The organism is Desulfosporosinus sp. Tol-M2 (assembly GCF_059735615.1).
Genome location: NZ_JCAIJG010000090.1, coordinates 1 through 9,651, shown reverse-complemented (window position 1 = coordinate 9,651; position 9,651 = coordinate 1). Strand labels below are relative to the sequence as shown.

At 43.3% G+C, this 9,651-nt stretch carries 10 protein-coding genes, 1 pseudogene and 1 other annotated feature; of the genes and pseudogenes, 9 read left to right on the top strand and 2 right to left on the bottom strand.

Translation table 11 applies throughout. From position 1 onward, the window contains the following. The 7 genes and pseudogenes from AC6I5A_RS06500 to AC6I5A_RS06470 all read left to right on the top strand — a co-directional run. The coding region (locus AC6I5A_RS06500) for a hypothetical protein (protein ID WP_034613254.1) at positions 1-477 on the top strand (477 nt) is incomplete at its 5' end. Between the two features lie 138 nt (positions 478-615). Further along, complete coding sequence (locus AC6I5A_RS06495; RefSeq protein ID WP_497900550.1) at positions 616-1,713, top strand: tetratricopeptide repeat-containing glycosyltransferase family 2 protein; 1,098 nt, start codon at positions 616-618, stop codon at positions 1,711-1,713. Positions 1,714-1,850: 137 nt separating this feature from the next. Next, a pseudogene (locus AC6I5A_RS06490) lies at positions 1,851-2,930 on the top strand (tetratricopeptide repeat-containing glycosyltransferase family 2 protein); the annotation flags it as partial. Between the two features lie 66 nt (positions 2,931-2,996). Next, positions 2,997-3,560 carry a class I SAM-dependent methyltransferase gene (locus tag AC6I5A_RS06485; protein ID WP_497900551.1) on the top strand — a complete coding sequence of 188 codons (564 nt, stop codon included), beginning with the start codon at positions 2,997-2,999 and terminating at the stop codon, positions 3,558-3,560. A gap of 100 nt (positions 3,561-3,660) precedes the next feature. Then, entirely contained in the window at positions 3,661-4,359 is a 699-nt protein-coding gene (locus tag AC6I5A_RS06480) for a glycosyltransferase family 2 protein (protein WP_034613250.1), read from the top strand. A gap of 106 nt (positions 4,360-4,465) precedes the next feature. After that, positions 4,466-5,548 (top strand): non-hydrolyzing UDP-N-acetylglucosamine 2-epimerase, encoded by a 1,083-nt coding sequence (gene wecB / locus AC6I5A_RS06475; protein WP_034613248.1) that lies wholly within the window; start codon positions 4,466-4,468, stop codon positions 5,546-5,548. A 1-nt stretch (position 5,549) separates the two neighbouring features. Further along, complete coding sequence (locus AC6I5A_RS06470) at positions 5,550-6,083, top strand: hypothetical protein (RefSeq protein ID WP_052167939.1); 534 nt, start codon at positions 5,550-5,552, stop codon at positions 6,081-6,083. Here the strand turns inward: AC6I5A_RS06470 and AC6I5A_RS06465 are convergent. Then, entirely contained in the window at positions 6,070-7,068 is a 999-nt protein-coding gene (locus AC6I5A_RS06465) for a glycosyltransferase family 4 protein (RefSeq protein WP_034613245.1), read from the bottom strand. The genes AC6I5A_RS06470 and AC6I5A_RS06465 overlap by 14 nt on opposite strands. 306 nt (positions 7,069-7,374) lie before the next feature. Between AC6I5A_RS06465 and AC6I5A_RS06460 the strand changes: the two genes are divergently transcribed. Beyond that, positions 7,375-8,454, top strand: a complete 1,080-nt coding sequence (locus tag AC6I5A_RS06460; protein ID WP_034613243.1) for a nucleotide sugar dehydrogenase — start codon at positions 7,375-7,377, stop codon at positions 8,452-8,454. A gap of 128 nt (positions 8,455-8,582) precedes the next feature. Here AC6I5A_RS06460 and AC6I5A_RS06455 read toward each other — a convergent pair whose 3' ends face one another. After that, positions 8,583-8,867 (bottom strand): hypothetical protein, encoded by a 285-nt coding sequence (locus AC6I5A_RS06455; RefSeq protein WP_034613241.1) that lies wholly within the window; start codon positions 8,865-8,867, stop codon positions 8,583-8,585. 194 nt (positions 8,868-9,061) lie between these two features. Continuing rightward, positions 9,062-9,275, top strand: a binding site (T-box leader). A 48-nt stretch (positions 9,276-9,323) separates the two neighbouring features. Between AC6I5A_RS06455 and AC6I5A_RS06450 the strand changes: the two genes are divergently transcribed. After that, positions 9,324-9,651 (top strand): class I tRNA ligase family protein (locus tag AC6I5A_RS06450; protein ID WP_034613239.1); only part of this gene is annotated, 328 nt, incomplete at its 3' end.

Genomic DNA, 9,651 nt, shown 5'->3' with positions numbered 1-9,651 from the left:
CAGGGCATCCAGGGAACGCAGGGTATCCAAGGAGCTACAGGAGCTACAGGAACGTTATCATCGGCGTATGCGTGGATTTATAATACAGGTGCCCAGACAGTAGCTGTGGGAGGTAATTTTAACTTTGACAGCAATGGGATATTGTTAGGGATTCAGCATACTGCAGGAAGTCCCATTATAACAATTACAAACTCAGGCATTTATATGTTGACTTACCAAGTTAGTGCTACTGGAAGTAATCAAGTTTCAGTATTTTTAAGCGGAAATCGGGTAACTGGAAGTAGATTTGGAATAACTCAGCCAGTGACGCCTAGCCATATAGGTGTCAACTATGGTCAGGTTATATTTACAGCTGCAAATGGAGCAACCGCTACCTTAACCAACAATTTTTCTACAGACCCAATCGTACTTGCAACGGGTGCTGGTGGAACAGGAAATACCAGTAACGCCTCAATTGTTATTCACAGAATAAACTAAATGTAAGCTCCTTGAAGGAGTTGTAACTAAATAATTTCTAGTTGCAACTCCTTTATGAATATTCTATCGGATTCCATTTCACTAAATTTTGAATACCATAGATCATGGCCGAATTATTGCTGTGGGGTGATTTAAATAATGTCGGACCCAATAACCATCAGTTTGTGTATGATTGTTCGAAACGAAGAAAACACCATTGCTCGGTGTTTAGACTCGGTTAGGGGTATACCGGATGAGATTGTGCTCGTTGATACGGGCTCAATTGACAGTACTAAGGTGATTGCAAAACAGTATACTGACCGAGTGATGGATTTTACCTGGATTGATGACTTTGCAGCTGCCCGCAATTATTCCTTCAGTCTAGCAACGATGGAGTACATCTTTTGGCTGGATGCAGACGATGTTTTAGCGGAAACTGACCGTGAGCAGCTTTTAAAACTAAAAAATTATTTAGACCCATTAATGGATGCGGTCAATATGCCCTATTTATTGTCGTTCGACCAATTTGGTACAGTTACGTTTAGTTTGAGAAGAAATCGCTTGGTCAAAAAGAGTAGAAACTATCAATGGATTGGAGCGGTACACGAGTATTTAGAGGTGTATGGACATGTTTTAAACTCAAATATTTGTATAACACACAAGGGTACCGGAAGTAACCACTCTGACCGAAATCTAAAAATATTCGAAAAACTTAAGGAGAGAGGGGATCCATTTTCCCCGCGGGATTTATATTACTATGCCAATGAGCTATTTGATCGTAAACTTAATAATCGGGCCGTTGATGCTTATCAGGAATTTTTAAAGACAGGACAGGGGTGGGTTGAGGATATACTGTCTGCATGTGGGAAAGTTGCAGACTGCTATCAAAATTTGGGGGAAAAGGGCAGAGAACTGGAATATATTTTGAAATCATTTGAATATGCCACCCCAAGGGCTGAGTTTTGTTGTCGCCTGGGTCATTATTTTTTGCGTGCTGAACAATATGATCAAGGAGCCTTCTGGTATAAACTGGCGACTCAGTTAGAAAAGCCGCTTGATTCTTGGGGACCCATAATTGAAGCTTGTTGGACGTGGCTTCCGCATTTACAGTTGTGTGTTTGCTATGACCGCTTAGGAAAACGTGAGTTGGCTTATGAGCATAACGAGATTGCCCGGAAGTATCGTCTTGAAGACCCTCAGATTCTTCATAACAAAAAGTATCTAGAGGGTGTGTTGGGATTGTCTTCCAAAGAATAAGTCAGTTTTAGCATGTAGAAGTTTTTTGGTAAACTTAGGGGGCTTCTATTTTATTACCAGGGAACATGTGTCCACCTTTCAATGAGTTGAATACAATGGAGTATGCCTAAAATCAAATCATTGAGGTGATCGGAAGAATGGTTGAAAATCCCATAACCATTAGTCTTTGCATGATAGTTCGTAATGAAAAAGATACCATAGCTCGGTGTCTGGACTCGGTCAAGGGAATCCCAGATGAAATTGTGATTGTTGATACCGGTTCGAAGGACAATACAAAGGAGATTGTAGGGCAATACACCGACCGGATATATGATTTTGCATGGATCGATGATTTTGCCGCTGCCCGCAATTTTGCATTTAATCAAGCAACAATGGAGTATATCTTATGGCTTGATGCTGATGATGTCCTATCAGAGTCAGATTGCCGGCAGTTTTTAGAACTAAAGAAGAATTTAGAATCGAACATTGACGCGGTAAGTATGCCTTACCTTTTATCATTCGATGAGTTTGGAAAGGTAACGTATAGTTTCAGAAGAAATCGTTTGGTTAAACGGAGTAAAGACTTCCGCTGGGTGGGAGCGGTGCATGAATATTTGGCGGTGTTTGGGCAGGTTCTAAAGTCGGATATTTGTGTAACACACAAGGGAACGTCTGGAGTTACTGAACGTAACTTGAGAATATTTGAGAAGCTTCAGGCAAAAGGTACGCCCTTGACGCCACGAGACTTATATTATTATGGTAATGAATTATTTGAACACCAACTATATAATCGCGCGATTGAAGTTTACCAGAAATTCCTGGACACAGGACTTGGATGGGTTGAGGATAAACTTTCAGCTTGTGGGAGACTCACCGATTGTTTTCAGCAGTTAGGGGACAAGGCCAAAGAACTGGAATATAATTTTAAATCCTTTGAATATGCCAACCCAAGGGCTGAGTTTTGCTGTCGTTTGGGTTTTTACTTTTTACGTGCTGAGCAATTTGAGCAAGCAGTTTTTTGGTATAGCTTAGCTGCTAAATTAGAGAAACCTGAAGCTTGGGGGCCCATGCTTGAAGCTTGCTGGACCTGGTTACCCCATTTGCAGTTATGTGTTTGCTATGATCGCTTAGGTAAGCAGGAGTTAGCCTATAAGCATAATGAAATTGCCAGGACATTCCGGCCGGAAGATCCTCAGATTATGCATAATAAGAATTATTTGGAGTCTACGTTTGGATTAGGGCCTGTTGGAAGCGAAATCGGTGAGGATCAGGCGGGTAATGAATCAAGTAAAAGGGGATGGAGTATGAACCACGCGCAGATCGTTTTAACGGAACAATTACCTTGCTTAAATTGGCATGAAGATTTTATCGTTCACCTGGTGAGTCTTATCCGACCTAAGGTTTACGTGGAACTTGGTTTATATCAATGTACATTATTTAATCGGATCATTCCCTTTGCCGAACAATTAATTGGAGTGGATATTACACCAGAGGCTGGTAATTATATGCAATCTTTAGCGAAGACGCGTTTTGTTAATGCTACGACCCAGGAGTTTGCCAGGGAATTAGAGATTAACCCTATAAAGATTGATATATTATTCATTGATGCCGATCATTCCAAAGAGGCGGTATTACAAGACTTCCAGACTTTCTTCCCCTATGTCGCCCAACACGGCCTTATTTTGCTGCACGATACTCATCCGCAAGATGAAGAAATGATGCAGCCTAGTTGGAGTGGCACAGCCTGTCAGGCAGTTGAGATCTTGGCACGCGATACGAGGGAATATGAATTGATGACCATACCGGTTTCTCCTGGTTTAACAATTTGCCGAAAACGTCAGGTTCAATTGGCTTGGCAGGAGCAGTAAATATTCTATTAATGGTAATATGTTGGAGGAATTTGGATTGAGTTAAGCCGTTATCCAGGTGAAAAATGCTTAACAAAAATGATCAAACTGGAGGAAATAAATGATGATGCCGCTCGTTAGTGTGGTTATTCCTACGTATAATCACGCCAGGTACGTTGTCCAAGCAGTCAAGAGTGTTCTAAACCAGACCTACCCCAACATCGAAATTATCGTCGTTGACGACGGCTCTACAGATAATACCGCAGAGGTGTTCAGGCCGTATTCAGCGATAATTCAATATATTTATAAACGAAATGGCGGGACATCCAGTGCCTTGAACTGCGGTATTAAACAAGCAACCGGCAAATACGTTTGCTGGTTAAGTGCCGATGATATGTTTATACCTGAAAAGACCGCTAAGCAGGTGTTCCAGATGGAGAGTGATGCTGCGCTTGGCTTTAGTTATACGAGTTTTACAATTGTGGATGCTTTGGGGAAGCCCGGTGATGAGATACATTCTTTTTACTACGAGAGTAAACATGACATGGTGATGAAACTCATGGAAGGCTGTTTTATTAACGGTTCATCCGTCATGATGAGGAAATCGGCCTTAGAAAAAACAGGAGGATTTGATGAAACGCTGCCAACAGCCCATGACTATGATATGTGGTTGCGTTTATTGCGCAACTATCCCTGTGGATTTCTGGATGAACAACTCCTAAACTATCGTTGGCATGGCGAAAACATGAGTCTCTATGGGGTTGATTGTGGAGATATAGTCAAATCCAGGGCTAAAGATCTTTTCCCGGAATGGCTTTGAAAAGACAGCTTGATAGTTCATTAGCAGGTAGGATGTGGGAAACTAAATACACAATTTATGGAAAGGGGTCATAGAATATCTTAAACCTGAGAAGGGAACTTCTACAATGAAAATTATGACCATATTAGGTACGCGTCCGGAAATCATTCGCCTGAGCCGGATTATACCTCTCCTAGATGACCTTTGTGAGCATATTCTCGTGCATACCGGTCAAAATTTTGATTGGAAACTTAGTGAGATATTTTTTAATGAATTAAAATTGAGGTCTCCAGATTATTTGCTGGACTGCCAGGCGCCGACCTTAATGGGTCAAATTGGGCGGATACTCAGTGAATGTGAACGGGTGATGCTCAAGGAAGAGCCTGATCGTCTGCTGATTTTAGGGGATACCAATAGTGCCTTGACGGCGATGGCCGCCAAAAGGCTCCGGATTCCGGTTTATCATATGGAGGCGGGCAACCGTTGTTATGATGACCGCGTGCCGGAGGAAATTAACCGTCGGGTGGTTGATCATTGCAGCGATATTTTATTGCCTTACACGGAACGAAGCCGGGCTAATTTGCTCAGAGAAGGGATCGAAGGAAAACGTATTTACGTTACGGGTAACCCGATCGGGGAGGTGCTTAAGCACTACACAGATAGAATTGCCCAAAGTCAAGCACTGAAGGCGATGGGAGTGACAAGCAAAGGTTATTTCCTGGTGACCTTGCACCGAGCCGAAAATGTCGACGACGAGGAGCACCTGACCAATTTTATCATCGCCCTGCATAGGTTAGCTGCCGAATACGGGATGCCCCTTATTTGCACTCTTCATCCGCGCACCCGTTCCCAGTTGGAGAGGCAAAACAGGACCTTTTCCGGAACAGGCATTCAAGTCGTGGAACCTTTGGGGTTGTTTGATTTTGTCTGTTTGGAGCAAAACGCCTACTGTGTTTTAAGCGATAGTGGAACCGTTCAAGAGGAGTGTTGTCTCTTTAGAACCCCGAATGTAACGCTGCGTGACGTGACTGAACGACCAGAAACTATAGAGGCGGGGAGTAACCTGATTGCGGGATGTGAACCGGAAGCCATCTCGCGGGCCGTGAAAACGGTTTTAAGTCAGGGGTGGGACTGGGAGCCTCCACCGGAATATATGGTCCCAAACGTCAGTCGGAAAGTCGTGAAAATTGTCTTAGGTGGAGGTGGATGAATTGCCAGGCAGCAGCTCAAAAGGGAAGCGGATTATTCAAGATTGGTTTAATAATTTACCCATCCAGTCAGTATTAGATATAGGACCCGGGTGGGGAACATATAGCTCATTGTATCGAAATTCACAACAACTGTGGCATGCAGTCGAGATTAATGCGCCTTATGTTGAACGATTTCAATTATTCAACCTTTATGATGAGATATTTATTGAGGATATCCGAACCTTTATTCTATTTAGGCACTATGATGTCATAATTTGCGGAGATGTCTTGGAACACATGGCTAATGATGAAGCAGTTGAAGTTTTAGATAAACTATTCAACTACGCTGATCACATTATCGTCTCCATACCTCTTGATGCGGAAGCCAACGCTCCTCCGGGTACCGGGGATGTGGACTGGAATAATCCTTATGAATTACATGTTGGGAAATGGTCGCATCTCCTTTTTATTGATACAATCCAAAGCCTCAAAGGATGTGTCGTGGCGTTTGAGAGATACCCGGAAATTGCGGTGTACCTTCTCAAACGAGGTTGATTTTGGTCAATAAGAAAGCTTCCACTTGTTCGGCGGTGCGCTGCCAAGTCCAGGGTTGGGCAAAGTTCAACCCATTGGTGGCTAGTACTTGTCGCTTGTCATCATTTAACAGTAACTGTTTTATGCACTCGGTAAGTTGAGTTACATCACTCGGAGGAACGACGAGACAGTTTTCATTATGCTTGGCGTAATCGCGATTTCCGCCACAGTCGGTGGTTACAACGGCTGTTTGACAAGCCATTGCTTCTAATGGGGGGAGTCCAAAGGCCTCAAAATAGGAGGTATAGACATAGAGATCAGCCTGAGCATAAAGCATGGCCATCTCATGATCGTCTTGCGGAGTCCGTTGTTCACAAGGGATATTAGTCATGAGCTGATCTGGTTCCGGGTGAACGACAACAACATCAAACTCAAGCTGCTCGTCTTTTAAGCGAGTACAAGCCTCCCAAAAATCGTCGTCTCCTTTCCAAAAGTAACCATAGCTTTTTGAGCGGGAAATATAAAAGATGGTCTTGCGGCCGGTAAGAGACGAGTGCTTAGGAAAGGGATGAAAGATCGACGTATCGACAGCACCGTGGATCACGGTACTGTCGCGTCCAGTTCCTTGCAAAATCATTTGGCGGTGCCATTGGGATATGGAGAGAATGGGAGCATCAATCTGATAGGTTTTGAGGGCCATTTCATCCTTGACCCAAAGAGGTTCGTAGCCAAGGCTTAAACGGACGACTTGGCCTTTTCTTGATTCCCAAGCAGGCATAACCGTTGTGTAAAAGTTCGGAATAATGAAATCTGCCGCAGATATGGCATCTGGAAGGAGCTCTTTGACGCGGGTGATTTTTACTCGTAAAGGCCAGACAATGGAGCCTTCTTCGGGAATGACAATTTCAATGTCGTGTCCTTTGTCCGCGAGGGCATTGGCCAATTGGCAGACAAAGCGCGCTCCTCCGCCGATTCCCAGGCTATGGTTTGGAAACACAATTTTCATGGTTACCCCCCCTGTGTATTAGGACATACCGCAGCAAAGCTGCAGACAATAAAATGGAAAACTTGTTTTTTACTTTATAGTTTTTGCGGATAACGACATAGCAGGCCCTGATACCGCTTAACTACACCACTGAGATTAAAGTCAGGGTTATTAATCATTAATACTAGAGCCTATGGTCAGCTAGACCTAAGCGGAAAGTGATAATTTCAATATAGATGCCAAATACTCTTAGGCAGATATTTAAGTGTCAGGCGAACTCAGACTTCCATAATCTATAGAGATATAGTTGGGAAGGGTGAGTGAAGAATGCATATTTGTGTGGTTGGGTTGGGCAATATCGGTTTTAATCTTCTGACGTATCTGGTGGAAAGGTTTCCAGGAGAGGTGACAGGGGTCGATATTAATCGGCAGCGAATCGAGATGATTCAAGAATTAGGTTTTAAAGTGACTTCAGATTATCAAATGCTGAATGCCATAGACACTTGGGTCTTGACTCCTTCCACAGGTAACCAGGGGCAAACTATATTTGCCGTCTTGGATGAGATGTTGATCCATCCCGGAGCTCTTATTTCGATAGAATCCACCCTACCGCCGGGAACAATGGAACGGGTGAAAAATTATTTAGGCCAAAAAGGGCTCATACTTGGACGGGATTGTTTCCTGATTCATGTTCCTCACCGGGTGATGTTTGGGGTTGATAAAACGGTTTGTGATACCCCACGCGTCATGGGGGCCTTTACGGAGGCTTGTTTAGAGAAGGGGCGGCAGTTTTATGGGCCTCTTGTTCCGAATTTGATAGAAGTCGAAGAGGTAAGGATTGCTGAATTATGCAAGGTTGTTGAGAATGTAAAAAGGTTTATTGATATAGCTTTCGCTCAGGAGATGTATCGCTACTGCGTTAATCAAGGTATCAATTTCCAGGGTCTGAGGCAAGCTGTTAATAGTAAAGAGAACGTAGAACTGCTCAGTCCGGATTGGGGCATTGGCGGAGAATGTTTGCCTAAAGATATGGGCTTTTTGCGTATGGTGTTTAATTCACCGTTATTGGAGGGAGCCGAGCAGGGAGATCTGACTTACAGGAATGAGATTATTAGGCGAGTAGGCAGTGGACGAAGGGTATTGGTAAAAGGATTAAGTTATAAACCAGGGCTGAAAGACTTGGAACACAGTAGAGGAGTCGACCTAGTCAGGAGACTTGAGGAATGTGGAAATTCCGTGGTCGTGGAAGAAGCTCTCTTTACAGCTGACGAGTTAATTGCTAAGGGTTTTACACCTTTCGAACCAACCAGTGAAAACGAAAAACAGGGGGCATGTTCAACGAGGGAGATGCCGGACGTTATTCTAGAGAGAAATAAGGCATTAGAGGGGATCATCTTACCAGGCTGACTTTATGCAAAAGGGCAGTAACAAAACTTGTTTTCAAGTTTGTTGCTGCCCTTTTATTCGTAACTACTCAGCACCTCCTGTGAGCGAGATTCGAATTATACTTCAGTACATGTTATATTGGGGTCGCCTTATTTAATCCGTCTTAATTGGGAAGTTTCTAATTGCAGAACCTCGACCTTGGCTCCAATACGTTCCAGTGTGTCGCCAGTCTTTTGGTTATGATCTATCTGTATTTCACGGAAATCAAATATTGCTCCGATTTTGTTCGCTACATCATGTTCGATCACAGTTATAATTTTAGCGACATTTATCGCTAATGTTTCTTGACCAGTTCTAAGCTCAATTATTTCACTACGCATTTCAGTTTGCGTTTGATATATTTTCGCAAGAAGCTCCATAACTTGTGGATCCATTTAAACACCCCCTGTCTTTAATTATAACATAATTTGTAAGCTGTGAACCTTAAACTATCAAATATTCTTGATTAACATTGACTGCCGTTTGAACAAAGGGACAAAGAAAAGATAAACCTAAATATAAGCAATCTAGATAGTATTTTTGACAATATTTATCGCGCCGAGTATAATATAGTCAATAAAATATTCTTAAAAACTCGAAGAATGTGAGGAATAGCGTCAGTAAACCGTTCAGAGAGAAAGGTCATAGCTGGGAGGCCTTTTCGGAAACACGCTTTGGTCGCACAGGAGGGGCAGGGGGGAATAATGTACTCTCTGACGGAAAACCCGTTAACGTCTAATAAGTCCTGAGAGACAATGCTCCTCAGAATAAAGGTGGTACCACGGAAGTTTTTCGTCCTTTACCAGGATGAAAGGCTTTTTTTATGAACAGGAAGGAGTTCGGAAGTTATTATGCCAGAGAACAATGGAAAAAGAGAGAAATTAGAGATGGCGAAGACGTATGATCCTGGCCTGGCGGAGGGGAAACTGTATCGCTATTGGGAGGAGAATGGGTTTTTTCATGCAGATGTGAACAAGGAGAAACCGGCGTTCAGTATTGTGATGCCTCCTCCGAACGTTACGGGCGCACTTCACCTTGGACACGCTATGGACAGCACAATCCAGGATATTTTGACGCGCTTTAAACGGATGCAGGGCTACAACACCCTCTGGTTACCTGGGACAGATCATGCGGGGATAGCAACTCAGGCCAGAGTGGAAGAGCAGTTAGCTATAGAAC

Coding starts and splice junctions, on each gene's coding strand:
- AC6I5A_RS06460 (WP_034613243.1), top strand. CDS start 7,375: ATGCATATTTGTGTGGTTGGGTTGGGCAATATCGGTTTTAATCTTCTG.
- AC6I5A_RS06455 (WP_034613241.1), bottom strand. CDS start 8,867: ATGGATCCACAAGTTATGGAGCTTCTTGCGAAAATATATCAAACGCAA.
- AC6I5A_RS06485 (WP_497900551.1), top strand. CDS start 2,997: ATGAACCACGCGCAGATCGTTTTAACGGAACAATTACCTTGCTTAAAT.
- AC6I5A_RS06480 (WP_034613250.1), top strand. CDS start 3,661: ATGATGATGCCGCTCGTTAGTGTGGTTATTCCTACGTATAATCACGCC.
- AC6I5A_RS06495 (WP_497900550.1), top strand. CDS start 616: ATGTCGGACCCAATAACCATCAGTTTGTGTATGATTGTTCGAAACGAA.
- AC6I5A_RS06465 (WP_034613245.1), bottom strand. CDS start 7,068: ATGAAAATTGTGTTTCCAAACCATAGCCTGGGAATCGGCGGAGGAGCG.
- wecB (WP_034613248.1), top strand. CDS start 4,466: ATGAAAATTATGACCATATTAGGTACGCGTCCGGAAATCATTCGCCTG.